Below are 25072 nucleotides of genomic sequence, written 5' to 3'. Positions count from 1 at the left end.
TATGAAACAACAAAATAAAGAAAAATAATTGAGTAATCCTTCTCTCGCGACTTTTGAAAAACGCAGTAAAAAAAACTTTTGCAAACTATTTCTTAATTCATAAAGCAACCCTTTTATTTCAATTGATTTTGTAAATTAGCCAACACTATTTTACAAAATCAATACTATATTATGGATTTAAACTTCAATAAAAACGAAGATCACAATAAACTGCTCCTTTCTGAATTAAAACAAAAATTTGCCAAAGTAAAACTAGGCGGAGGCGAAAAAAGAATCGAAAAATTACATTCCGAAGGCAAAATGACTGCTCGTGAAAGAATTGCTTATTTATTGGATGACAATTCAAAAAGTATTGAAATTGGTGGTTTTGCCGGCGAAGGAATGTATGCAGAGCACGGTGGATGCCCTTCGGGAGGCGTTGTCGTAAAAATTGGATACATCAAAGGGAAACAATGTATTGTGGTTGCCAATGATGCAACAGTAAAAGCTGGAGCATGGTTTCCGATTACAGGAAAGAAAAACCTACGGGCACAGGAAATTGCAATGGAAAATAGACTCCCTATTATTTATTTGGTAGACAGCGCTGGAGTTTATCTTCCAATGCAGGATGAAATTTTTCCAGACAAAGAACACTTCGGCCGCATTTTTAGAAATAATGCTCAAATGAGCAGTATGGGAATTACGCAGATTGCTGCCGTAATGGGAAGCTGTGTTGCGGGTGGCGCTTATCTTCCTATCATGAGCGATGAGGCATTAATTGTAGACAAAACCGGCAGTATTTTCCTTGCCGGAAGTTATTTGGTAAAAGCGGCAATTGGAGAAACTATTGACAACGAGACTTTAGGCGGAGCGACAACTCATTGTGAAATTTCTGGAGTAACCGATTATAAGGCTAAAGATGACAAAGATGCGTTAGATAAAATCAAAAATATAGTAGACAAAATTGGTGATTATGATAAAGCTGGTTTCAGCCGAATTAAAGCTGAAAAACCTGCTTTAGATCCAAATGAAATTTATGGAATCCTTCCGAAAGCAAGATCTGAACAATATGATATGATGGAAATCATCAAACGTTTGGTCGACAATTCGGAATTTGAAGCTTATAAAGATGGCTACGGTCAATCGCTTATTACAGGCTACGCCAGAATAGACGGCTGGGCAGTCGGTATTGTTGCTAACCAGCGAAAAGTGGTAAAAACCAAAAAAGGCGAAATGCAGTTTGGCGGCGTGATCTACTCAGACAGCGCAGATAAAGCAACCCGATTTATAGCCAATTGCAATCAGAAAAAAATTCCATTAGTATTCCTTCAAGATGTAACAGGTTTTATGGTCGGTTCAAAATCAGAGCACGGCGGCATTATAAAAGACGGAGCCAAGATGGTAAACGCCGTAAGTAATTCTGTTGTTCCTAAATTTACAGTTATTGTCGGAAATTCTTATGGAGCAGGAAATTATGCCATGTGCGGAAAAGCTTATGACCCTCGATTAATTTTTGCCTGGCCAAGTGCCGAACTCGCCGTTATGGGCGGTACACAGGCTGCAAAGGTATTGGCACAAATTGAAGCTTCTTCGCTAAAAGCAAAAGGAGAACTGGTAGACGAAGAAAAAGAAACCGAATTATTCAACAAAATAAAAGCCCGATACGATGAGCAGACTTCGCCTTATTATGCAGCATCAAGACTTTGGACAGATGCAATAATTGACCCTTTAGAGACTCGTAATTGGATTTCCTTAGGCATCGAAGCAGCAAACCATGCTCCTATTCAAAAACCATTTAATTTAGGTGTAATACAAGTATAGTCATTTAAGAATTCTCAAAACACGTTAAAAAAATAGTAAAAAACTCAATTTCAGGCTGTTAAAAATACATATCATACTAAAATTTAGTAACTTAGTATATAATTTCTAATCACACAGCATCATGGAAAATGTAAAAAGTTTAAATAAATGGGCGAATTCGCACACTTATTTACCAGTTGATTTAGTACGTATTGTTTTGGGTGGATTTTTATTTATGAAAGGTGTATCATTTGTCACTAATATTCAATACCTGCATGATTTAATTTCTCCTATAGATAAATTTGGCGGAGGTATGTTTATGCTGCATTACATTGCTCCTGCCCACATGATTGGCGGTATCATGATTATTTTTGGATTATTAACACGTTGGGCAATAGCAGCTCAATTACCAATACTATTTGGTGCAGTTCTCGTCAATTTCATGGGACAAATGCACTCTGAAAGTTTAATTTTAGCTTTCGTCGTCTTATTAATCTGCATATTCTTCTTATTTTATGGAAGCGGCAAACATTCTGCAGATTACTATTTTAAAATGCAGCAATAACCTCTTAAATCCTCAGGTCTTTATTAAAAAAGGTTGAGGATTATTTTTGATTGTTAATTAATTCTATAAAATTTCATTAATTGTGTTTTATGACTTAAATTCGCCGACATGAATTGGATTCGTAAAACCGTTATTTGTATTGCACTTTTGATTGCAGGTTTGTTTGCTTATCAAGCAGACACCGCTTCTGTGCATACAATTGAAACGCAAAAAACCGATTCAAATTTCTGCAAAGACATAGCAGATTCGTCTGCCTTTATTCAGCCTCAGGGCAGTTATCAATTTGCAGCAAATATCAAAACTAATCCCTTGGGAATAATAAAATGTTTTGCTTCTCTCCTACCGCTTATTCCACAGCATCAAGCTGTTACAAACACAACAGCATATACTAAACTCTTTACAACCCAAAGTAAAAAAGTCTTAGTCATACTCTATGCTTTCCATTTTTTCTGGTAAATAAATACTTGATTTTTCCTGAAGATTTATTCTTCATTTATAGCTAGACCGTTTTCTATTGAAAACTGTTTCGTTTATCATTTTATTTATTTCATTAAAAAACATTATGGAAACTACTACAACAATAATGGGTATTGTGATTTTAATTATTGTCGCAATTCCAGTATATTTCTCTGCCCGCTCAAGCGCTGCCAGCAAATCAAGAATTTTGAATATTAAGAAGCGTTTCAATCCATCGCACCCAGAAAGCTTTGATTTGACTGAATCCATCAATAATAAAACACTAACGCTGGATCAAAAAAACAATAAATTCATTCTAATGAATTTCAATCCGAATCAGCAAGAATCAACTTTTGTCGATTTGAATACGATTGCTACATGCAAACTTATTCCAACGACAGATGCACATTCTGATACCATAATCAAAATTGATTTTGAATTTCAAGACAAAGAAACATCCAAAAAAATAATAATTCCATTCTATGATTTTGATGATGACCGCATCAAACAGATAAGCGTTTATCAAGATCATCAGTTTGCAAAAAAATGGCATAAAATCATCCAAGATTCTATTTCACGTTAGTTATTTAATTCAATAAAGAGGCTCAATTTGAGTCTCTTTTTTTTGTTTGTTACATGATATTTGTCATTTTATGTCTATCAGTGATGTTTTAATTTTGATGTAAACTAAATCCGTCATTATGAAAATCTCTTTGACTCAAAAGTACAATGTCCCAGGTCCAAGATATACCAGCTATCCGACAGTTCCGTATTGGAATGAAGCTGCGTTTACAACAGAAAAATGGATCTCCTCTTTACAAAAATCCTTTTCGGAAAGTAATTCAAAGAACGGAATTAGTTTATACATTCATTTACCTTTTTGCGAAAGCATGTGCACTTTCTGCGGATGTAACAAGCGTATTACAAAAAATCATTCTGTTGAAGAAACTTATATAAAAGCACTTTTAAAAGAATGGAGTTTATATTGTAAAATACTTCCAGAGAGACCTTTAATTAAAGAAATACACTTAGGCGGCGGAACACCCACCTTTTTTTCAAAAGAAAATCTAGAGCATCTTATAAACGGAATTTTCAGTTATGCTGTAAAAGCAGAAAATCATGAATTTAGTTTTGAAGGACATCCCAACAATACCACTTATGAACAGCTTAAAAAATTATATGATTTAGGCTTTCGCCGAGTAAGTTTTGGGGTTCAGGATTATTCTGCTAAAGTGCAAAAGGCTATAAATAGAATTCAGCCTTTTCATAATGTTGCCAAAGTAACATTTTGGGCAAAAGAAATTGGTTACACCTCAATTGGTCATGATATAATATTTGGTCTTCCTTTTCAAACTGTTGAAGATGTAATTGATACGGTTGAAAAAACAAATTCTCTAAAACCAGACCGCTTAGCTTTTTACAGCTACGCTCATGTGCCTTGGATAAAAGGAAATGGACAACGAGGTTTTAATGATGAAAATTTACCAAAAGATGCCGAAAAAAGAAAACTGTACGAAATTGGAAAACAGCTTTTAACTAAAAATGGTTATCATGAAATTGGAATGGATCATTTTGCATTAGAAAGTGACAGTTTGTACAAAGCGGCGCACAATGGTAATCTCCATCGTAATTTTATGGGCTATGGTGCTTCTAAAACGCAGGTGATGATTGGTCTGGGAGTTTCTTCTATTAGCGACAGCTGGTATAGTTTTGCACAGAACACTAAAAATTTAGAAGATTATTATCAATTATTAGAATGGGATAAATTGCCTGTTGTAAAAGGTCATATTTTAAATGATGAAGATCTAATCATTAGAAAACACATTCTAAATTTAACTTGCGAATTACATACTGCCTGGAAAAATGATTTTTTAAATTTTGCAGAACTTCCTGAAGTTTTGAGTGCTTTGAAAGAAATAGAAAATGACGGTTTGATTGTGATCGAAGATAATAAAATAAAAATCACTGAAGAAGGAAGACCTTTTGTTCGTAATATTTGTATGGCTTTCGATTTACATTTAAAAAGAAAATCACCAGAAACTAATTTGTTTTCGATGACTGTGTAATTAAAAAATATTAAACACATACAAACATAGTTTTTAGTGCTAATAAAAGAAAGATTAAGCGAAATACATATCTAGCACATAACTAAGTGACATTGGAATCTTTATGTCTCTAAAATTACATCCAACGTTGCTTATCCTAATGGCAGTTTGGAGTCTGCTGTACAAATAAACTCATATTTGAGGGAGAAATATAGGGAATTCCCAATCCTAATCCTCTAAGTATAAATAAAACTCCAATTATCACCGCAACATACGGAATTGCTTTTTGAATTTTATTTCTAAATGGTAATTTCAACAGTTTATTCACATATACAACAATTGTCATTAATGGTATAGTTCCTATGCCGAATAACAACATGTAAAGAACTCCATAAGAAGCACTCTGCATCGCAATTGCTCCAAATAAGGCAACATAAACCATTCCGCAAGGTAAGAAACCATTTAAGAGACCAATTGTAAAAAGAGATTTGTAACTTTTGTTTTTAAATTGACTTCCTAAATTCGTTTTAATTTTAGATATAATTTTATAGACTGGTTTAGAAAAATTATACTCGGCAAATTTGTTCTCTGGAATTAAAACAACGATAATCATAATTACACCAACAATTATAGACATTTTTTGCTGTAATCCTGCCAGGAAGAAGCCTCTTCCTAATAATCCAAAGATCAGTCCGATTGCAGCGTAAGCGGCTAAACGACCAAAATGATAGGTCATAATCTGAGTCACTTTTTTTGCTTCATTTTGTCTGTCTACGGGAAGCATCATAGCAATGGGTCCGCACATTCCAACGCAATGCAGACTACTGATGAGACCTAAAAAGAAAGCTGAGAATAACATCTTTGTTGAATTTTAATTGCACATTATTAATCATTAATCTCTTTTTCTACCAATTAAATGCTCCTTTCGGAGCATTATTAATTTACGTAGATAACTTCTTTTGTTAAATATTTTTTGCCTTCGTACTGCCATTCCATATTGACATCCCAGCGGCCTTTTATTAATTTTTTCTGCGGAATAATCAATTCTGAATTGGTTAAGGCAATCTGAGTATTAAAATCAAATTTTTTGTTTGAAGGTCTGTATAGTAGAATATTGCCTTTTACTTTATTACTTTCAAATCCAGCAGGAAAAGTTACTGCTACACCATTATCTGTATATTTGATTGATGGTTTATGCTGCAAATCATGCGCATTTTGAATTCGGGCCATTTCTTCCTGAAAATGCGTATCATGCTTGTAATATTCCTCGACAACCAAATCGTTATCGTATTTAGAATTTGATTGTACTTCAAAAACAAAATATAAAATAAACGTCATAAACAATCCAAATGCAATGACAATTCCGGTACCCCAATTAATTTTCATACTATTTAATTTTTTAATTAAAACTGCGTGGTCCTAAGAAATTTGTAGTTGTTGTTTCTATGAGTTCAGAACCATTATAAACTCCTATTTTTACTTTTGTTTTATCGCTTTCCAATAAAACTTCATTTATTTCGATGAATAATGTTCCTTGAGAAATTCCTTCTTTAGCAACTTTAAAATACTGTTTTCCAACATTTTTAATTTCTCCTTTTTGATCGATTAATTCGAAATGAATATCGTGGTAATCTTTCATTGTTTTGTTTACAATTTTATACGTGTAAACATTACTGATTTTATCTCCATTATGCTGAAAAAGCTGTCCTGGTAAACGTAAAACAACTGCCTGAACATCGGTTCTTAAGAACAACATCCCAACAAAAATGCTCAACAAAATAAATAGTACTGCGGTATAACCTTTCATTCTTGCAGTGAATTTGAAAGGTTCTTTTTTAGCAATTTCATCTTCAGAAGCATAACGAATAAGGCCTTTTGGCAAACCTACTGAATCCATTATATGGTCGCATTCATCAATACAAGCTGTACAATTTGTACATTCTAACTGTGTTCCGTTTCTAATATCTATTCCCATTGGGCAGACATTAACACATTGAAGACAATCTATACAGTCTCCTTTTCCAGTTAAAACCCTATCTTCTTTTTTATTAAATTTTGCTCTTCCTTTTTCTTTTTCACCTCTAACAAAATCATATGCCACATTGATTGATTTATTATCTAAAAGAACCCCTTGCAATCTTCCGTAAGGACAAGCAATAATGCAGACTTGTTCGCGAAACCAGACAAAAACAAAATAGAAAACTCCCGTAAAAATAAGAAGTGCAATAAAATTACTCGCCTGCTGAATTGGACCTTGCTCAATCATCAAAAACAGAGCGTCACTTCCAACCAAATATGCTAGGAAAACATTTGCGATACCAAAAGAAATCAGAAAGAAAATTGTCCACTTGATTAATCTTTTTTTAATTTTTTCAGCATTCCATTCCTGTCTTGCCAAACGTGACTGCGAACCGCGGTCTCCATCTATCCAATATTCGATACGGCGAAAAACCATCTCAAGAAAAATAGTCTGCGGGCAGATCCAGCCACAAAATATCCGGCCAAAAACAACTGTAAATAAGAGTATAAATACAACGCCAATAAGCATTGAAATTACGAAGAGATAAAAATCTTGAGGCCAAAAAGGGAATCCAAAAATATTAAAACGACGTTCCATTATATTGAACATCATAAACTGATTCCCATTTATTTTAATAAACGGATTGATAACTAAAATTGCCAATAAAATGTAGCTGACAATTTTTCTGTAATTGTAAAATTTACCAGACGGCTTCTTCGGAAAAATAAATTTCCGTTTACCACCTTCATCTATAGTTCCAATAGTATCTCTAAAAGCTTCGTCTGGTAAATTTGACATGGTATTATTTTTTTATTTTTTAATTGCTGCGGTTGCTTCTGGTGCGGTTGCTTCAGCTTCATTTGCTGGGGTACTTTCATCTGTCCATACCTCACCTTCTGCTTCTTTCGGATCTTTTGGATTACTTCCTTGAAGAGATAAAATGTAACTTGCTACTTTTTGAATCTCTTTAGGTTTTAAGGTTCCTTTCCAGGCAATCATCCCTTTTCCATCTCGACCTCCATTCGTAATTGTGTGGAATAAATTTTTAATTCCCCCTCCTAAAATCCAGCGATTATCTGTTAAGTTTGGACCAATCTGTCCTCCGGCATCAGCTCTGTGGCATGCGGCACAATTGGTTGTGAAAATTTCTTTTCCAGCAGCTAAACTTGGCTCATCAGTAAGTAAAACAACTGTTTTTTCATCCATTAAATCTGGTGCTGTTTTTAAATATTCTTCAACATCAATTTTTGCCTGAGCCATTTCTTTTTTCAACTCCATTTCTTGATTGTCGGCTCCGAGAACTTCGTAACGAACGACATAGATTACTCCAAAAATGATACAGATGTAGAATAAATATACCCACCATGGCGGTAAATTATTATCAAGCTCCTTGATTCCATCATAATCATGATCCATCAGCAGCTCGCCTTCTTTTTCAATTGGTGAGGTTTTAGTCAATTTTTGCATTAGGTTTTTAAACCAAGTGCTTTCTTTAAAACTTAAACTTTCTTCATGTTCTAATTTTGCCTTTTCTTCTGGTGATAATAATTGATACATCACTCGGTTAACAGCACTTAGTGTTATTTCAATTGCAATTAAAATAAATAAGAAGACAAACAAAAAGAGTGATACCATTGGATATTTTATAAAAGCAGGTCTGTCGCCTGAGTCTACAAAATATTCCATCAAAGCAAATACGATGAAGAAAATCAAAGGTACTCTAACATATACTGGGAAAAACTTTTTCATTTTTATCTATCTTTTGTAATTACAACAAGTCCTTCATCTAAAGGTATACTACTCATTTCCTGAATTTTATCTTTTCTATAAGAAAACACCCAAAAGCCCAATCCTACGAAAAAGAAAAAGAAAATCAAGAGAGAAAGAATCGGGTAAATTTCTATACCCGATATTGTTTCCATATTGTGTTTTATTTGTTCAAACATAATGCTGTTATTTAGTTTCTTTTACTTTAATATCAGTACCAAGTCTTTGAATATAAGCAATCAAAGCAACGATTTCTCTTTCATTCATCGGAATGAATTTCTCTCCTTTTGCAGCAGCTTTTTTACGGCTGTCTTCATAACTTTTTACAAAGTCAGGATCACTTTCTAAGCTTTTTTCTATTTTAACGGCCTGCTCTCTTAAAGTTCTTTGTGCATTTGCAACTTCTTCTTTAGAATATGGCACGCCTAAAGAAATCATTGCTTCCATTTTCTTTTGCGTTAAAGAAATGTCCATAGGTTTGTTATCAAATAACCACTTATAACCTGGCATAATTGATCCCGCAGATGTGCTTTGCGGATTCCACATATGGTTAAAGTGCCAGTTATCATTGTACTTGCCACCTACTCTTAATAGATCTGGACCTGTACGCTTTGATCCCCATAAGAATGGATGATCGTAAACAAATTCTCCAGCTTTAGCCTGCACTCCGTAACGTTCAACTTCACTTCTAAAAGGACGAACTGATTGAGAGTGACATCCCACACAACCTTCTCTGATGTATAAATCACGTCCTTCAAGTTCTAGCGGTGTATATGGTTTTACACTCGAAATTGTTGGAATATTTGATTTTACCATTATAGTTGGTACAATTTGAATAATACCTCCAATTAAAATTGCTATTGTAGCTAGGATTGTTAATTGAATTGGTTTTCTCTCTAACCAAGAGTGGAATTTCTCCCCTCTTACACGTCCGCTGCTGATTCTTTGTAAAGCAGGTGCTTGAGCCAATTCATCTTCTACCGGACTTCCAGCTTTAACTGTCATTATGATATTATAAACTAATGTCAGCATACCAATTAAGTACAAACTACCACCAATAGCTCTCATCCAATACATTGGCATAATAGCAGTTACCGTTTCAAGGAAGTTTCCATAAGTTAATGTACCGTCTGGATTAAATTGTTTCCACATAGAAGCTTGTTGAAAACCAGCAACATATAAAGGAATGGTATAGACAATAATACCTAAAGTTCCAATCCAGAAATGGAAGTTTGCTAATTTCTTAGAGAACAAATTCGATTTTGTCATTCGAGGAATTAACCAGTAAATAATACCAAATGACATGAAACCATTCCAAGCTAAAGCTCCAACGTGTACGTGGGCAACGATCCAGTCTGTATAATGTGCGATAGCATTTACGTTTTTCAAAGAAAGCATCGGACCTTCAAAAGTTGCCATTCCGTAACCTGTAATTGCTACAACGAAGAATTTTAAAACTGGTTCTTCACGAACTTTATCCCAAGCTCCTCTTAAAGTTAAAAGTCCATTAATCATACCTCCCCAAGATGGTGCAATTAGCATTACTGAAAATGCAACTCCTAGATTCTGTGCCCAGTTTGGCAATGCAGAATATAATAGGTGGTGTGGTCCTGCCCAGATATAAATAAAGATTAAAGACCAGAAGTGTATAATAGATAATCTATATGAGTAAACAGGTCTGTTTGCCACTTTAGGAATGAAATAATACATTAATCCTAAGAACGGTGTTGTAAGGAAAAATGCAACTGCATTATGTCCATACCACCATTGTACAAGTGCATCTTGAACTCCTGCATAAACAGAGTAACTTTTTAAAGCAGAAACCGGAATTTCAATATTATTAAAAATATGCAGTACAGCAACTGTTACAAATGTTGCAAGGTAAAACCAGATTGCAACATACAAGTGACGTTCTCTACGACGCAGCATGGTTCCAATCATATTGATTCCCATTACTACCCAAATCAACGCGATTGCAATATCAATTGGCCATTCTAATTCTGCATATTCTTTAGAAGAAGTATAACCTAATGGAAGTGTAATAGCCGCGGCAACAATAATAAGCTGCCATCCCCAGAAATGAAGATTACTTAAAAAATCGCTAAACATTCTGGCTTTTAGCAATCTTTGCAGCGAGTAGTACATACCTGCAAAAAAGGCATTACCCACAAAGGCAAAAATTACTGCATTGGTGTGTAATGGTCTTAAACGGCCATAACTCAGCCACGAAATCCCATCTGTCATGTTGGGAAAAAGGTACATTACCGCAAGGGTAAGTCCCACTAACATACCCACAACACCAAAGAGGATTGTGGCGTAAATGAATTTTTTTACAATTTTGTTGTCGTAATAAAACTGTTCCATTTCCATAATTATACTTGTTTTTCTTCGATTGGTGAATTATTATTTGGGGAAATAATTTTGGTCTCATCGTCAAAAAGAATTCTGACTGAGGGTGTATAATCGTCGTCGTACTGGCCAGATTTGACAGCTGCGATGAAGGCAATAAAGAAGCAAATTGCCACGAAAATACTCACTGAAATTAATAGATAAATAACACTCATACCGTAAATTTATGTTAACAAAATTACTAGGTGATTGGCGTTTAAAATATGATAATTATCATAATCAAGGAAGAATACTAAAATAAAATAGACTATTCTATTACACCAATTAAAATTATTTTAAATCCTTGTTGCTAAAATAGTTAGACATTAAAGTAACGAAGCTGACGATCGTAATCGTACTCAAAGGCATAATGATAGCCGCTACTATTGGAAGCAGATTTCCTGTAACTGCAAATGCCAGTCCAACAACGTTGTAAAGCAATGACAAACCAAAACTCATTTTGATTACCAAAATTGCTTTGTGTGAGAGTTTTAAAAAGTAATTGAGCCTTGAAAATTCAGATGCATCCAATATGGCATCACATGCTGGTGAAAAAACATTTACGTTCTCTGAAATTGATATTCCAACATTACTTTGCGCTAATGCTCCAGCGTCGTTTAACCCATCGCCTACCATCATAACATTCTTCCCTTTTTCTTGGAGCTTTTTGATGTATTCGAGTTTTTGTTCTGGTTTTTGATTGAAGATTAATTCAGTATCTTTTGGAAGAATAGCTTCTAAATTTCCTCTTTCTCCATCATTATCGCCAGAAAGTACTTTTATTTCATATTCTCTGCTCAACATTGAAAAAAGATCTTCTAATCCCTCTCGATATTGATTTTGAAAAACAAATTTTCCAAAATAAACTCCATCAATTTTAATGTGCAAAGCTGTCTTTTCGATCTCTGAACTATTTGTAACTATATCATCTACAAATTGTCCCGAACCAATTTTAATTTCTTTATCAGCAGCAACAGCTAAAATTCCTTTTCCTGTGATTTCCTGAAAATTATCAACTTGAACCCGTTTTGTTTCTGGAAGAAAATCATAAAGCATACGGCTTAAAGGATGGTTTGAACCGCGAAGCACATTTTTAATTAATATATTATCTGAATCAGAAATGGCATTTCCCTCGTATACTATATTCGATTTTTTATTGGTCGTAATTGTTCCCGTTTTATCAAAAACAATAGTATCAACTTTAGCAAGCTGTTCAATTACTACAGCATTTTTTAAGTAGAATTTCTTTTTACCCAAAATTCTCAGAATGTTTCCGAAGGTAAATGGAGCCGTAAGAGCCAGCGCACATGGGCATGCCACAATTAATACCGCCGTAAAAACATTAAAAGCAATATTTGCATCTATAGATATCCAATAACCAAAACCAGTAAATGCAATCAGCATCAAAATAGGGGTAAAATAATGACTTATTGCATCTGTAATGGTTTTGTGTTTTTGGTCTACTTTTTTCTGAAATATTTCATTGCTCCACAACTGCGTCAAATAACTTTGAGAAACAGAATGAAGTACTTCCATTTCAATCACTTTTCCAATCTGTTTGCCGCCTGCAAATACTTTGTCTCCCGACTTTTTAGTGATCGGAACAGCTTCTCCAGTTACAAAACTATAATCAATTTCTGCGCTTTCGCTGATTAAGATTCCATCTACAGGAATAAGTTCTTGATTTCGAATCAATAAACGATCTCCTTTTAAAACATCATAGATTGCTACATTTTCTTCAGAAGAATCTTTGTGGATTTTGGTAACCGCAATTGGAAAATAAGATTTAAAATCCCTTTCGAAACTTAAAAAACTATAGGTTTTAATTTGAAACATTTTACCAAGAAGCATAAAGAATACTAAACTTGCCAAACTGTCAAAAAAACCTGGACCGTGATCCATTAACATATCATATGAACTGCGAATGAACATTACAATAATCCCTAAAGCAATAGGAATATCAATATTCAACATTCTGGTTTTAATGCTGTGATAAGCAGAAACATAATAACCACTTGCTGAATATAAAAAACTTGGAAGAGCTAAAAGAAAAATCACTAATCTGAAAAAAGGTTTGTAACTATCTAGCCAGAATTCTTTCATTTCGAAATATTCGGGAAAAGAAAGGAGCATAATATTTCCGAAACAAAAAAAGGCTACACCAAGTTTATAAGTTAAACTTCTATCTACTTTTGCTTTTGCTGTTTCGTAATTTTCTAAACTTATATAAGGTTCGTAACCAATTGAACATAAAAGGTTAACGATTTCTTTTAAAGAAACGACATCAGAATTAAAGTTAATTCTAACTTTCTTTTCGTGGAAATTAACTTGTGAAATACTAATTCCAGGCTGTAAGCGGTTTAGATTTTCTAAAATCCAAATACATGAACTGCAGTGAATATGAGGAATATTTAAAGAAACAATGGCTGTATTTCCTTCTTGAAATTCTAGAACCTTTGAAAGTATGGCATCGTTTTCTAAAAAATCATATTTGCCTGCAATGTCCTGCGGAGTAGCACCAGGCGATTTTTCGAAATCATAATAAGAGGTTAAGTCATTACTGCTGAAAATTTCGTAAACTGTTTTACAGCCTGTGCAACAAAACTTCTTATCATCAAAATCGATCTCTTCATTTTGTTCAATAGTTAAACCACAATGAAAACAACTTTGCTCCCTCATAAACTTGTTTTTATAGGGCACAAATTTCCGATTAAACACGAATCATTAAAATGATAATTATCATGTTATATTCAGATTCACTATTATTAAAATATATTTAGAATTATCAAATCATTACGAATCCTTATTTATAATAATTTTACCCTATAATAGTACTTAAAAACTTTAATTATCCTTAATTTTGCAGCAAACAAATATTGTCATGAATAAATGTGATCAATGCATTGTACGCCAGCTAAGCTCTTTAAAAGCTCTTAATAAAGAGGAAGTTATAAAACTAGCAAACAGCAAAACCACTTATAAAATTAAAAAAGGTGAAGCCATTTTTGAAGAAGGTGAAGTAACCAATGGTGTTTTTTGCGTGAAAGACGGCGTTGGTAAACTATCCAAATTGAGTGCAAACGGGAAAGACCAAATTGTAAAATTGGTAAAATCTGGTGAACTTCTTGGGCAGCGTTCTATGATTAGTAATGAGCCGGCAAATTTAACTGCTAAGGCTATTGCAGACATGGAAGTTTGTTTTATTCCTAAAACCGAAATCATCAACTTCTTTAACAGCAATAATCAGTTTTCTTTAAATATGATGCAGTCTGTCTGCGAAGATTTAAAGGAATCTGAAAATGAAAAAATTGCTTTGGTCCAAAAAACAGTGAAGCAAAGACTGGCAGAAACCTTACTTCAGTTACACGAAGCGTTTGGCGAAGACACCGATAAAACCCTAAAAGTTCAATTGACAAGAGAAGAACTTGCTGGAATTATTGGCACTGCAACAGAAAGCTGTATTCGTTTATTATCTGATTTTAATAAATTGGAATTGATTGAATTGGTTGGTAAAAAGATAATGCTTAAAAATGTTCGCGCCTTAAAAAAATTGGCCGATAATTAAAGTTTTTTAGCTTCGTTCCAAAAAACATCCATTTCGGTAAGCGTCATATCCATCAAAGGTTTTCCTAATTCGTTTGCTTTACTTTCTAAGTATTGAAAGCGTTTGATGAACTTTTTATTAGTTCTTTCTAAAGCGTCTTCTGGATTAACATTTAAAAAACGGGCGTAATTGATCATCGAAAATAGTACATCACCAAATTCGTCTTCAATTTTATCCTGATTTCCAGATTTTACTTCTTCTTGTAATTCTTGTAATTCCTCTTGTACTTTGTCCCAGACTTGATGCGGTTCCTCCCAATCAAAGCCTACTCCTTTTACTTTATCCTGAATTCTGCTTGCTTTAACCAAAGCTGGAAGACTTCTTGGAACACCTTCTAAAACAGATTTTTTACCTTCTTTCAGTTTTAATTTTTCCCAGTTTTGTTTCACCTCTTCTTCATTCTCCACTTTAACATCACCATAAATATGAGGATGACGGTGAATTAATTTTTCACAGATTTCATTGCAGACATCGGCAATATCAAAATCGTTTGTTTCGCTTCCTATTTTAGCATAAAAAACAATGTGCAATAGCAAATCTCCCAATTCTTTTTTAACTTCATCTAAATCATTGTCCAGAATAGCATCGCCTAGTTCATAAGTTTCTTCGATTGTTAAATGTCTCAATGTCTGCAGGGTTTGCTTTTTGTCCCACGGGCATTGTTCACGAAGTTCATCCATGATATTTAATAATCTCTCAAATGCTTGTAACTGGTTTTCTCTATTCATCTTGAAGCTCTTTTTAATTTAAAACTCGATCTTGTAAAATTAAAAAATCCTGTCAAGAAAACTATCTTAACAGGATATTATATATAATTAAAAGAATAAGTTACTATTCTTCTTTTTTAGCTTTTGCTTTTTTAGCAGCTGGAGCTTTTTTAGGTTTTTCTTCAGCAGCTGGAGCTTCTTCTTTAGTTTCTTCAACAGCTGGAGCTAAATCTGTAACTAAACCTTTTGCTTGAAGCGTATTATACCAGTTTAATACTTTTTTGATGTCTGATGGATAAACTCTTTCTTCGTCGTAATCTGGAAGAATCTGCTTAAAATATGCGGCTAAAGTAGCATTGTCTTCTTTATGAGAAATCGCTTGACCTTTGTTTTCTTTAACGGCAATTTGCTGCATTACTTCAGTTAATGGTTTTTCACCTTCATAAGTATAAATCGAAATTTCAGACAATAAACTTACATTGCTTTTTAGATTTACAGTAATCTTCTTCCCATCAATTAATGATTCCGCCACAAAACCTGTACGAGTTTGAACTTTCAATTCGTATAGACCTGGTTTTCCTGAAATGGCTAAAATTTTCGTTAAATTCATTTTTATTAAAATTAGTATTAAGAATTTGATTTATTTTTTTGTTTCTAAATATCTAGAAAACTTATCTCCCTTTTTTGGCTGCAAAAAACTTCATCCTATATTCCTGAAACGTTTTTCCTTCAGTAATATTTTTTAGTTTCTTTTGAATTAAACGTTTTTTAAGAGACGAAATTTTATCTGTAAATAAAATCCCCTCAATATGATCGTATTCGTGTTGAATTACTCTTGCAATTAAGCCGTCGAACACCTCTGTTTTCATTACAAAATCCTCGTCATAATATTCAATTGTAACAATTGGTTTTCTGTAAACATCTTCACGAACATCTGGAATACTTAAACAGCCTTCATTAAAACCCCACTCTTCACCTTCTTCCTTAACGATTTTAGCATTGATAAAAGTTCTTTTAAAACCTTTCAAATCTTTTTGTTCCTCTGAAGGAAGATCCTCATCATCACTAAAAGGCGTTGTATCAATAACAAACAAACGGATTGGCAGTCCAACCTGCGGTGCTGCAAGCCCAACTCCGTACGCATTATACATAGTCTCGTACATATTTGCGATCGTTTCTTTTAGATTTGGATATTCTGGTGTAATGTCCTGCCCTACTTTTCTCAAAACAGGATCACCGTATCCTACAATTGGTAAAATCATTTGTTTTTATTTATGTTTTTTATGTGCTGCAAAACCAGAACTAAAGTTCTCATATTTCAGCTGGCAAAAATAGTAAAAAATAGTCAATGAATAATTCTATTACTATTTTATATCATATTTTTTCAAAACCGTTAAAAATCTCAGCTATAATTATGCCAAAATCACTCGTACAATTCTTACCTTTGCTAGTAAACCTCTCTTTATGTTTGATAAAATTTCGAAATTTACCAACAGTACCTCTTTTTTCAATGCTTCTAAAGTAACCATTGCTTCTGTTGTTCCTGTTTTAGTTTTAAATTTTTTAGGTCATTTTGAAATTGGTTTTACAATAGCACTAGGAGCTTTTTATACTTATCCCAGCGATATTCCAAGTTCACTGAGTCATAAAATTAAAGGATTAATTGCTGCATCGTTTATCGTTTCCGGCGTTAACCTTTTGGTTAATCTGGTCTATCCTTATCCTGTTTTATTTTATCCATTTTTAGGATTTTTACTGTTTATCTGTTCTATGATTTCGGTTTACGGACAGCGTGCAACTTTAATATCTTTTTCTGCATTATTATCTATTTCCCTTTCGTTTGGGCATTTGCACGAGGGCTGGCAGGCGTTAGAATATTCTGGTTTTATATTTATTGGAGGAATTTTATACTTAATTGTTTCGCTTATTTTTCATTTAGTACAGCCTTATAAATATGTAGAATTACAAATTGCTGAAGGTATAAAACTAACTGCCAAATATTTAAAATTAAGAGGCGATTTATGGAGTCCCGAAGCGAATAGAAAAGCAATTATCGAAAAACAACTGGCTGTTCAGGTAGAATTAAATCTTATTCACGAAGATTTGAGAAAAATGCTGATCGGAAATCAGAATGCATCTGGAATTACAAGTCAGAATAGAAAAATGCTTTTGGTTTTTATCACATTAGTCGAAATTCAAGAACTTGCGCTTTATACTTCTTTTGATCACAGCAAACTTCACATCAAATTTGCGAAGCATCCAGAGGTTTTAAGAACCTATCAAAATGTGGCTTATAAATTGGCTTCGACTTTAAAAAAACTTTCAAAAAATGTTCGCCACATCAGCGTTTATGTAGACAAACATGATTTAAAGAACGAACTTGATGCCCTTGAATTTGCAATTTTTGATTACGAAAAAACTTTAGGAAAAGATGAAGCAGCCGAAGGCGTTTTAATGCTGACGAATATGCTGAAATATGCTAAAAATCAGGTTGGAAAAATCAAGATTATTCAGCGAGCATTTTCATTGGCAATGCAGTCTTATAAATTAAAAGACAAAGATAAAGAGCTTGAAAAATTCCTTACGCCGCAATATTATCCGCTTCGAACTTTGATCGAAAATTTAAGTTATTCCTCATCTATTTTCAGGCATTCGCTGCGATTAACTATTACAATTCTGATTGGTTTTTTTCTGGGTCAGATTCTTCCTTTTCAAAACGTTTACTGGATCTTGCTGACAATTGTTGTAATCATGCGTCCGGGTTATGGCTTAACAAAAGAGCGATCCTATAATAGAATGTTCGGAACGGTCTTGGGAGGGATTTTAGCTTTCGGAATTGTTTCTGTTATTCAAAATCATGTTGCTTTGAGTATTTTCTCAATCATTTGTATGCTTTTGGGAATTTCGTTTACGCAGATCAATTATAAGATCAGCGCAACATTTGTCACGATGTATGTGGTTTTTATATACGGAATTTTAACTCCGGATATTAATGAAGTTATTCAATACCGAATTTTAGATTCACTCGCAGGCGCAGTTCTAGCTTTTATTGCCAATCAATTTTTATGGCCGGCATGGGAATTTATTAATACTCCCATTCATATTGAAAATGCCATTCGTGCCAATCGAAATTATCTCAAGGAAATTGCTGATTTTTATAATAAAAAAGGAGAAGTCCCAACATCCTATAGATTAGCCAGAAAAAATGCTTTTGTTGAAATAGGAAATTTGATGACGTCGTTTCAACGCATGATGCAGGAACCAAAATCAAAACAGAAAACAATGCCTTTGGTAAATAAACTCGTGGTTCTAAACCATTCTTTATTATCTGCTTTAGCATCGCTGTCAACTTACATTCAATCCCATCAAACAACTTCTGCTTCTGAATCTTTTAATTATATCATCAAAACTATTTTAGCCAATCTTGATCATTCTATTTCTATTTTAAGGAATGAAGTTGTTTTAAAAGATACATTTTTTGAAAAGGAAGATGTAACATTACAATTTGAAGAATTGAAGCGAAAAAACTTTACGCGCTTAGCAGAAGATGACGAACTTGACAAAGAAACGCGCCAAGCCAAAATGCAGGAAGCTTCAATGGTTATAGAACAATTAATCTGGATGAGTAATCTTGCCGAAAAAATTCTAAAAAACACAACCGACCTAAAAGCAACAAATCCAGATTAATTCATCTGGATTTGTTTTTTAATCTATCAATATTAGAAGCTTATTTTATTTTTAAAACTTCTGCTGTATGTTTTCTAAGCTCTGCTAAAAGCTCCGGCTTATCATTTAAAGTCTGACCATAAGAAGGAATCATTTTCTTTAATTTAGCTTCCCATTCTGGTGTTTTAATTTGATTTGTAAAACATCTGCTTATCAAATCAACCATAATCGCTACAGCAGTAGATGCACCTGGAGAAGCACCTAATAAAACTGCCAAAGATCCGTCATGAGTATTGATTACCTCAGTTCCAAATTCTAGAACACCGCCTTCTTTTTCATCTTTCTTGATAACCTGAACACGTTGTCCTGCTTTTTCTAATTTCCAATCTTTAGAGCGGGCAGTTGGCAAATATTCACGAAGTGCGTTCATTCTGTCTTTAGGAGACTGGCGAACCTGCTCTATCAAATATTTTGTAAGTGGTATATTATGGTATCCCGCTGCAAGCATCGGAATTAAGTTATTGCGCTTAATCGATAAAGGCAAATCTAAATAGGAACCGTTTTTCAGGAAACGAGTTGAAAATCCAGCAAATGGTCCAAAAAGAAGTGCTTTTTCACCATCAATGACACGAGTGTCAATATGAGGAACAGACATAGGAGGAGCTCCAACGCTTGCTTTCCCGTACACTTTTGCCTGATGTTTTTCAATAACCTCTGGGTTGGTACATTTTAGCCATTGCCCGCTTACTGGAAAACCGCCGTAACCATGTCCTTCTGGTACATTTGCTTTTTCCAATAACGGTAGAGAGCCGCCACCAGCACCAATGAATACAAATTTAGTATAAGCTTTACGAGTTTTTCCCGTAGATAAATCTTTAATTTTAATTCTCCAAGACTTGTCTTCACGCTGTCTCAGTTTTTTAACTTCGTGATTAAAAAATAAAGAAACGCCATCTAGTTTTTCTAAATAATTGAACATACTTCTGGTTAAAGCACCAAAATTCACATCGGTACCAATTTCCATATGCGTTGCAGCTAATTTTTCGTCGGCATTACGACCTTCCATTACCAGCGGCATCCATTTTTGAAGCTGCTCAAAATCGGTACTGAAAGTCATTTCAGAAAAAATTGGATTGCTTTGAAGCGCTTCAAATCTCTTTTTTAAATAATTTACGTTTTTATCTCCCCACACAAAACTCATATGAGGTACGCTTTTAATAAAATTTTCAGGAGAAGGCACTTTTTTTTCCTGCACTAAGTACGACCAAAACTGTCTTGAAATCTCAAATGATTCAGCAATACTTATTGCTTTTTTAGGATCGATACTGCCGTCTGCCTTTTCTGGAGTATAATTTAATTCACAAAAAGCAGAATGTCCAGTTCCTGCATTATTCCAAGCATCAGAGCTTTCTGCAGCAGCAACATCTAATCTTTCGTAAATTTCAATTTTTATATCCGGTTGTAATTCTTTCAAAATTACTCCAAGAGTGGCACTCATTATTCCAGCGCCAATGAGTACTACATCACTATTTGAACGTATGGTTTCGTCAGGCATAACAGTATTTTTATTTAAAGTGCAAAGGTACTTTTTTAATTGCAAAAAAAAACTAATTTTTACATGATAAAAGTTAGGATTTTCTAAAAACCATTAAATTATAAATAAAAAATACGACCAACAACGTTATCTTTTTGAGGAAAGATAATCTTGAAGTAAAATTGTAGCAGAAATCTCGTCTATTAATCCTTTGTTTTGTCGCTGCTTTTTACTTAAACCACTGTCGATCATTGTTTGAAACGCCATTTTTGAAGTAAAGCGCTCATCAACCCTAATGACTTTCATGTCTGGGAAAATATTTGAAAAATGAACTGCAAAACCATTAATTACCGAAGCACTTTCTGAAGGCTGGCCATTCATTTGTTTTGGCTCACCGATTAATACTGCTTCGACTTTTTCTTTTGCAAAATAATCTTTTAAAAAATCAAGCAAAGTATGAGTGGGAATTGTTGTAAGACCAGATGCTATAATCTGCATTTCGTCTGTAACAGCAATTCCTGTGCGTTTTTGTCCGTAATCTATTGAAAGGATTCTTGGCATTATTCTTTTTTGACAAATTTAATTAAAAAACCAACATTACACTATATTCCTTATTAAAGGAGTAATTTCTAAAAACCCTTATTTTTTTTATATAATTCAATAACGGCGAGAAATGTCTTATTCCGTTATAAAAATGTCCTCCTCTGTAATTTAATGAACTATAACTCACTTTTATTTGCAAACTATCTCACAATTAAAAAAGTATAGATTTCAATAATAACTAAAAGTTGTTGTTTTAAAAGGTTTAAAATGAATAATTACAAAAAAAGCACTTCCTTGTTTTTCAAAAGATTTATATTGATTATTTTGATGTATCAATTATCTAGAGTTTTATTCTATTTGATAAATTTTAAACTACTAGATACTTTCACTTTTCAAACATTTCTTGGCGGTCTGTTATTCGATTTTACTGCTGTCAGTTATATTAATCTGATTTTTCTAATTGCTCACTTAATACCTGGTCGTTTTAAGTACACTAATAGATACCAGCTTATCGTAAAAATCGCTTATTATCTGGTTAATTTGTTATTTATTGCTACAAATTTTATTGACATTATCTATTATAGATTTACTGGAAGGAGAAGCACATTTGGAATGATTACAGCAAAAGGAATGCAACATGAAGCAATTGGTCTAATTCCATCTTTTCTTCAAGAGTTTTGGTACATAGCAGTGGTTTTTATAATTCTTAGTATACTATTATGGAAAATGATTCCAGATTTAAATGGCACTTCATTTACTAAGAAATTAATTAAAAAAGACTATTACAAGAAAACAGTTTTTCTGGCAGTTGGAGTAACTCTTTTAATGATTTTAGGCCGCGGCGGTTTACAAAAGAAGCCTATAAGGATTGTTGACGGAATAAAGTTTGGCTCAATTACTAATACCCCTTTAGTTCTAAACACTCCCTTCACGATTATAAAGACTTTTATAAAAAAAGATGATCTTGAAAAAGTAAGCTATTTTGATTCTATAGAATTAAAAAAGATCTACAGTCCTGTTATTTCATTAAAAACAACCAAAACTCCAGATAAAAAAAATGTTATTGTTTTAATATTAGAAAGCTTTGGAAATGAAAATATTGGACGTGGTCAAACTCCGTTTCTAGATTCTCTTATTACGAAATCATATTATTTTAAAAATGGATTTGCTAATGGAAAAGTTTCTATTGATGCAGTCCCGTCGATACTTTCAAGTGTACCAAGTTTAATGAATAATTCTTTTATATCATCCAGTTATTCCGTAAATAAAATAAATGGTCTCCCTAAAATTTTAAAGAAAGAAGGTTATTCGACTTCTTTTTTTCATGGTGCTTTTAACGGAAGCCAGAACTTCGATCAATATGCAAAAGTGGCAGGATTTGATCAATACTACGGAAAGGATCAATATATTGGACCAGAAGCTTTTGATGGAAAATGGGGCATTTTTGACGAAGAATTTTTACAGTTCTTTTCTTCGAAACTTTCTTCTTTTCAAGAGCCATTTTTTAGTTCTTTATTTACCATTTCTTCTCATAATCCTTATACAATACCAAAAAAATATATTAGAAAATTTCCAAAAGGAACTACAAGAATACAAGAAAGCATTGCTTACACTGATTACGCTCTTCGAAGATTTTTTGAAACTGCTAAAAAACAAAATTGGTACAAGAACACACTTTTTGTAATTTCAGCAGATCACACTTCATCAGGTGATAGAAATACAGATAAAACAAATATTGGGAAGTTTAGAATTCCAATCTTATTCTTTGATCCTTCAAATCCAGATCTTATTGGTGTACACGACAAAAACTTTCAACAAATTGACATTATGCCGAGTATTTTAGATTACTTAAATATAAAAGCAGAAATTGTAAGCTTTGGAAAGAGTTACAAAGTTAAAGATGACTTTGTTGTATATTATCTTGAAGGTACTTATCATTATATAGACGGCGATTTCTACCTCGCATTTGGTAATAATAAAACTATTGGTTTCTATAAATGGAAAGAAGATACTTTATTAAAAAATAATTTAATGAAACGGAATACATTCAAAGTTAAAGAAGCCGAAAAATTTATAAAAGCTTATATACAATCTTTTAATAATAGAGTAATCAACAATCAACTGACTTTGTAAAATAAAAAATCCGCCTCGAAAACTCAAGACGGACCTATCCAAATATTCAAACCTAAAAAATAACTTCAATTATCTTCCGAACAATCGACCAAAAAAGCCTCTGTGTTCTTCCTCTTCTCCGTCCTCTTCCTCAACATAATTAGCAAACTTGGACTGTGCTTTTTCGTGTTCGTAAATCAACTCCTTAATATATTCAACATAAGATCTCTTTTTTTCTTCTAAAAATCCAATTAGGTATTTTTCGCTGAATTCAACTCCGCTTGCCGCTTCGATTTGTAATAATTTTTTATACAAAGGCTCTATATGCATTGCAATTACTTCCTGCGGTACAGATTGTCTTCGTCCAAAATAATTTACGATTACATCATTTTCGTCACGAGCGATTTCAAAGTCGGTAATTACCCAATAATATCTTCCAGATTTAGCCAGATTTTTTACAATGGCATGAAAGTTTTTACCATTTTTAAGATTCTCCCAAAGCACTTTAAAAATAACTTTTGGCATGTCTGGGTGACGTATAATATTATGCGGCTGTCCCATTAATTCATAATCTTCGTAACCACAAACATCTACAAATACTTCATTGGCATATTCGATAATACCAAAGGCATTTGTTTTACTCATAATAACTTGTGTTTTATCCCAAGTTACCTCTTTGTCAATAATTACTCTGTTCTGAAGTTGATTTTCTTGATTCATATTTTACTGCTTATATGATTAATTTTATTGAATGGAATGTTTTTCAATGATGCGAAATTAGAGAGAAGAAAAAACAGAAAATCTGACTTTTGTCATATTTTGACATAAAAAAAACTTCTAGAGGTAGTTTTAGAATTTTGATAAAAACAACATTTCATAGTTTTACAAATAAGAAACAAAAAGTTAAACCTGTAACATTTTCGAGTCGCTTTACTTTTTTGCATTTCTACAAATACCTTATCTTTGCCAAAAATTTAAACGTATGAATTCTTTACAGACTATAATTGAACAAGCTTGGGAAAACAGAGCTTTATTACAAGAAACTACAACGACTGATGCTATTAGAGAAGTAATCGAATTGGTAGACGCAGGAAAATTACGCGTTGCTGAACCAGTTGGCGATAAATGGCAGGTTAACGAATGGGTTAAAAAAGCTGTTGTTATGTATTTCCCAATTCAAAAAATGGAAACATGGGAATCTGGTATTTTCGAGTATCATGATAAAATGTTACTTAAAAGAGATTATGCTGCAAAAGGAATTCGTGTTGTACCAAATGCTGTTGCTCGCTACGGAGCTTACATTTCCAGCGGTGTTATCTTAATGCCAAGTTATGTAAACATTGGTGCTTATGTTGACGAAGGAACTATGGTTGATACTTGGGCTACAGTTGGAAGCTGTGCACAAATTGGTAAAAATGTACACTTAAGCGGTGGTGTTGGTATTGGCGGGGTTCTTGAGCCATTACAAGCTGCTCCTGTTATTATCGAAGATGGCGCTTTTATTGGTTCTCGTTGCATTGTTGTTGAAGGTGTTCACGTAGGAAAAGAAGCTGTTCTTGGTGCTAACGTTTGCTTAACTGCTTCAACAAAAATCATTGATGTTACAGGTGATGAGCCAGTAGAAATGAAAGGTTTTGTTCCTGCTCGTTCTGTAGTGATTCCTGGAAGCTACACTAAAAAATTCGCAGCAGGAGAATTTCAAGTTCCTTGCGCCTTAATTATTGGTACTCGTAAACCATCTACAGATTTAAAAACTTCTTTAAATAATGCTCTTCGTGAATACGATGTTGCAGTATAGATTTTAAAGAAAAATATAGTAAAAAAAATCCAAATTTCAATTGATAAGATTGGAATTTGGATTTTTTTTGCTTCAATTTGCACACACC

The 25072-nt window shown here is 33.3% G+C and carries 23 protein-coding genes; 9 read left to right on the top strand and 14 right to left on the bottom strand.

From position 1 onward, the window contains the following. The first annotated feature begins 171 nt into the window (after nucleotides 1-171). From HYN86_RS11850 to hemN, 5 genes are all read left to right on the top strand, one after another. The gene (locus tag HYN86_RS11850) at nucleotides 172-1800 is read left to right on the top strand and encodes an acyl-CoA carboxylase subunit beta (RefSeq protein ID WP_113678214.1); all 1629 of its coding nucleotides are present in this window, start codon (nucleotides 172-174) and stop codon (nucleotides 1798-1800) included. A gap of 121 nt (nucleotides 1801-1921) precedes the next feature. Continuing rightward, nucleotides 1922-2344, top strand: a complete 423-nt coding sequence (locus HYN86_RS11845; RefSeq protein WP_113678213.1) for a DoxX family protein — start codon at nucleotides 1922-1924, stop codon at nucleotides 2342-2344. A gap of 108 nt (nucleotides 2345-2452) precedes the next feature. Next, a complete protein-coding gene (locus HYN86_RS11840; RefSeq protein WP_113678212.1) occupies nucleotides 2453-2800 on the top strand; it encodes a hypothetical protein in 348 nt (115 codons plus the stop codon). Nucleotides 2801-2906: 106 nt separating this feature from the next. Continuing rightward, a complete protein-coding gene (locus HYN86_RS11835) occupies nucleotides 2907-3383 on the top strand; it encodes a hypothetical protein (RefSeq protein ID WP_113679927.1) in 477 nt (158 codons plus the stop codon). A 118-nt stretch (nucleotides 3384-3501) separates the two neighbouring features. Continuing rightward, nucleotides 3502-4866: an oxygen-independent coproporphyrinogen III oxidase gene (hemN, locus tag HYN86_RS11830; protein WP_113678211.1), complete on the top strand. Its 1365-nt coding sequence runs from the start codon at nucleotides 3502-3504 to the stop codon at nucleotides 4864-4866. A 136-nt stretch (nucleotides 4867-5002) separates the two neighbouring features. Here hemN and HYN86_RS11825 read toward each other — a convergent pair whose 3' ends face one another. From HYN86_RS11825 to HYN86_RS11790, 8 genes are all read right to left on the bottom strand, one after another. Then, nucleotides 5003-5704: a sulfite exporter TauE/SafE family protein gene (locus tag HYN86_RS11825; RefSeq protein WP_113678210.1), complete on the bottom strand. Its 702-nt coding sequence runs from the start codon at nucleotides 5702-5704 to the stop codon at nucleotides 5003-5005. Nucleotides 5705-5781: 77 nt separating this feature from the next. Further along, complete coding sequence (locus HYN86_RS11820) at nucleotides 5782-6231, bottom strand: FixH family protein (RefSeq protein WP_113678209.1); 450 nt, start codon at nucleotides 6229-6231, stop codon at nucleotides 5782-5784. A gap of 13 nt (nucleotides 6232-6244) precedes the next feature. Beyond that, nucleotides 6245-7663, bottom strand: a complete 1419-nt coding sequence (ccoG, locus tag HYN86_RS11815; RefSeq protein ID WP_113678208.1) for a cytochrome c oxidase accessory protein CcoG — start codon at nucleotides 7661-7663, stop codon at nucleotides 6245-6247. Nucleotides 7664-7675: 12 nt separating this feature from the next. Beyond that, on the bottom strand, nucleotides 7676-8614 hold the full coding sequence (locus HYN86_RS11810) for a cbb3-type cytochrome c oxidase N-terminal domain-containing protein (RefSeq protein ID WP_113678207.1): 939 nt from the start codon (nucleotides 8612-8614) through the stop codon (nucleotides 7676-7678). A 2-nt stretch (nucleotides 8615-8616) separates the two neighbouring features. Next, nucleotides 8617-8811: a cytochrome c oxidase subunit IV gene (locus tag HYN86_RS11805; protein WP_057118631.1), complete on the bottom strand. Its 195-nt coding sequence runs from the start codon at nucleotides 8809-8811 to the stop codon at nucleotides 8617-8619. Between the two features lie 7 nt (nucleotides 8812-8818). Further along, nucleotides 8819-11002 (bottom strand): cytochrome-c oxidase, cbb3-type subunit I, encoded by a 2184-nt coding sequence (ccoN, locus tag HYN86_RS11800; protein WP_113678206.1) that lies wholly within the window; start codon nucleotides 11000-11002, stop codon nucleotides 8819-8821. A 2-nt stretch (nucleotides 11003-11004) separates the two neighbouring features. Next, the gene (gene ccoS, locus HYN86_RS11795) at nucleotides 11005-11196 is read right to left on the bottom strand and encodes a cbb3-type cytochrome oxidase assembly protein CcoS (RefSeq protein WP_057118633.1); all 192 of its coding nucleotides are present in this window, start codon (nucleotides 11194-11196) and stop codon (nucleotides 11005-11007) included. Nucleotides 11197-11311: 115 nt separating this feature from the next. Further along, nucleotides 11312-13699: a heavy metal translocating P-type ATPase gene (locus HYN86_RS11790; protein WP_113678205.1), complete on the bottom strand. Its 2388-nt coding sequence runs from the start codon at nucleotides 13697-13699 to the stop codon at nucleotides 11312-11314. Nucleotides 13700-13901: 202 nt separating this feature from the next. Here HYN86_RS11790 and HYN86_RS11785 point away from each other — a divergent pair, with 202 nt between their 5' ends. Continuing rightward, nucleotides 13902-14585 (top strand): Crp/Fnr family transcriptional regulator, encoded by a 684-nt coding sequence (locus tag HYN86_RS11785; RefSeq protein ID WP_113678204.1) that lies wholly within the window; start codon nucleotides 13902-13904, stop codon nucleotides 14583-14585. On the opposite strand, the gene mazG is transcribed toward HYN86_RS11785, so the two are convergent. The 3 genes from mazG to def form a co-directional block, all read right to left on the bottom strand. Next, nucleotides 14582-15352: a nucleoside triphosphate pyrophosphohydrolase gene (mazG, locus tag HYN86_RS11780; RefSeq protein ID WP_113678203.1), complete on the bottom strand. Its 771-nt coding sequence runs from the start codon at nucleotides 15350-15352 to the stop codon at nucleotides 14582-14584. The genes HYN86_RS11785 and mazG overlap by 4 nt on opposite strands. 103 nt (nucleotides 15353-15455) lie before the next feature. Next, nucleotides 15456-15941, bottom strand: coding sequence for a DUF5606 family protein (locus HYN86_RS11775; RefSeq protein ID WP_113678202.1), 486 nt, complete (start codon nucleotides 15939-15941; stop codon nucleotides 15456-15458). A gap of 61 nt (nucleotides 15942-16002) precedes the next feature. After that, entirely contained in the window at nucleotides 16003-16593 is a 591-nt protein-coding gene (gene def, locus HYN86_RS11770) for a peptide deformylase (RefSeq protein ID WP_113678201.1), read from the bottom strand. A gap of 202 nt (nucleotides 16594-16795) precedes the next feature. On the opposite strand from def, the gene HYN86_RS11765 reads away from it, so the two are divergent. Then, on the top strand, nucleotides 16796-19018 hold the full coding sequence (locus HYN86_RS11765; protein WP_113678200.1) for an FUSC family protein: 2223 nt from the start codon (nucleotides 16796-16798) through the stop codon (nucleotides 19016-19018). 40 nt (nucleotides 19019-19058) lie between these two features. On the opposite strand, the gene HYN86_RS11760 is transcribed toward HYN86_RS11765, so the two are convergent. Next, nucleotides 19059-20552, bottom strand: coding sequence for a malate:quinone oxidoreductase (locus HYN86_RS11760; protein ID WP_113678199.1), 1494 nt, complete (start codon nucleotides 20550-20552; stop codon nucleotides 19059-19061). Between the two features lie 126 nt (nucleotides 20553-20678). Further along, a complete protein-coding gene (gene ruvX / locus HYN86_RS11755) occupies nucleotides 20679-21092 on the bottom strand; it encodes a Holliday junction resolvase RuvX (protein ID WP_113678198.1) in 414 nt (137 codons plus the stop codon). 249 nt (nucleotides 21093-21341) lie between these two features. Between ruvX and HYN86_RS11750 the strand changes: the two genes are divergently transcribed. After that, nucleotides 21342-23207 (top strand): LTA synthase family protein, encoded by a 1866-nt coding sequence (locus HYN86_RS11750; protein WP_113678197.1) that lies wholly within the window; start codon nucleotides 21342-21344, stop codon nucleotides 23205-23207. Between the two features lie 69 nt (nucleotides 23208-23276). Here the strand turns inward: HYN86_RS11750 and HYN86_RS11745 are convergent, their stop codons facing one another. Further along, entirely contained in the window at nucleotides 23277-23906 is a 630-nt protein-coding gene (locus HYN86_RS11745; RefSeq protein ID WP_113678196.1) for a PAS domain-containing protein, read from the bottom strand. Nucleotides 23907-24168: 262 nt separating this feature from the next. On the opposite strand from HYN86_RS11745, the gene HYN86_RS11740 reads away from it, so the two are divergent. Continuing rightward, complete coding sequence (locus HYN86_RS11740) at nucleotides 24169-24984, top strand: 2,3,4,5-tetrahydropyridine-2,6-dicarboxylate N-succinyltransferase (RefSeq protein WP_057118644.1); 816 nt, start codon at nucleotides 24169-24171, stop codon at nucleotides 24982-24984. Nucleotides 24985-25072 lie beyond the last annotated feature (88 nt).

The organism is Flavobacterium fluviale (assembly GCF_003312915.1).
Taxonomy (GTDB): Bacteria; Bacteroidota; Bacteroidia; order Flavobacteriales; family Flavobacteriaceae; genus Flavobacterium; species Flavobacterium fluviale.
This window is presented reverse-complemented; position numbering and strand designations above follow the sequence as displayed.